General features: G+C 36.1%; 2 protein-coding genes and 1 pseudogene. All 3 read left to right on the top strand.

Annotation, left to right across the window (positions count from 1 at the left end; all coding sequences use genetic code 11):
- Window positions 1-8: 8 nt before the first annotated feature.
- Window positions 9-299: a CopG family ribbon-helix-helix protein gene (locus ACFIKD_RS09525; RefSeq protein ID WP_208439813.1), complete on the top strand. Its 291-nt coding sequence runs from the start codon at window positions 9-11 to the stop codon at window positions 297-299.
- On the top strand, window positions 296-568 hold the full coding sequence (locus ACFIKD_RS09530) for a type II toxin-antitoxin system RelE/ParE family toxin (RefSeq protein WP_375647914.1): 273 nt from the start codon (window positions 296-298) through the stop codon (window positions 566-568). Before ACFIKD_RS09525 ends, ACFIKD_RS09530 begins: the two co-directional genes overlap by 4 nt.
- Before the next feature lie 160 nt (window positions 569-728).
- Window positions 729-1,052: pseudogene (locus ACFIKD_RS09535) on the top strand (DUF3987 domain-containing protein); the annotation flags it as partial.
- Window positions 1,053-1,131 lie beyond the last annotated feature (79 nt).

Here is a 1,131-nt window from a genome sequence, read left to right on the forward strand (position 1 = left end):
GTCGTAAAATGGCTGAGACAACATTTACCTTTCGCGTCGATGATGTATTAAAAAATGAATTTTCCAAAGCAGCAAAGGCGTGTGATAGATCTGCTGCACAATTATTGCGCGATTATATGCGCGATATCGTAAAAGAACAAAAAGAAAAAAGTGCATACGATTTATGGTTTCGGGAACAAGTTCAATTAGGGATAAACTCTGCTAATGCAGGTGATATAATATCTTCTGAAGAAATCGAAGCAGAAGCAAAGGAATGGCGCCTAAAAACACAAAGTAAACTCGATAGATCAACTTTATGAAGCTAATTTGGACACAAGTAGCACACGTTGACCGCAAAAAGATCCGTGAATACATATCACAAGATAATCCTTCTGCTGCCTTAAAATTTGATCAACTTTTATCTGAAAAAGTAGAAAAACTTGTTAAATTTCCTACTCTTGGTCGTTTAGGACGAATTATAAATACACGTGAACTTATTGTACATCCAAATTATATCATGATTTATGATATTTCAAATGGCGTTGTGCGTATTTTACGTGTGCTTCATACAAAGCAAAAATTTCCTTAATCAACTGTATTTTTATTTATTTGGTAATTGAAGCAAATTATTTTCTACAATACTGCGCTCCCTATCAGTAAGTAATGATAGATTACTATTTTTATAATGTTGCGAATATGATTGCATAATGCACTTTGCACACCGTTTAGTTTCTACTCGTAAAAATAATGATGATACTCTTGGTAAACGACGCTTTATTGTCAATGATATCACGGTCGAAAAGCTTGGGGAACTCTTAAAAGCCCCCCGTGGTCTCTTAATGGTGCGTGATGAATTGTCTGGTTTTTTAGCCAATCTGGAACGTAAGGAATATCAAACAGACCGTGCTTTTTATCTAACGGCTTTTAATGGAGATGATCAATTTACCTATGACCGTATCGAGCGTGGAACCGTTTTTATCCCTCATGTCACTTTATCTATGATTGGAAACATTCAACCCTCACGAATTATTCCCATCATTCAAGCAATACAGCGTGGAATAAACGATGACGGTTTTTCGTGAAATCTCTGGAGACAATAGCTCCCAAGGCAGTCGACCTATCATACGTTATGAACAGCATCCTTTAGTGAAA

The sequence above is a fragment of the Bartonella sp. CR84HXZ genome (assembly GCF_042194535.1).
Classification (GTDB): Bacteria; Pseudomonadota; Alphaproteobacteria; order Rhizobiales; family Rhizobiaceae; genus Bartonella; species Bartonella grahamii.

Bases quoted from the DNA above. Each gene is read 5' to 3' on its own strand.
- ACFIKD_RS09530 (WP_375647914.1), top strand. From the start codon at position 296: ATGAAGCTAATTTGGACACAAGTAGCACACGTTGACCGCAAAAAGATC.
- ACFIKD_RS09525 (WP_208439813.1), top strand. From the start codon at position 9: ATGGCTGAGACAACATTTACCTTTCGCGTCGATGATGTATTAAAAAAT.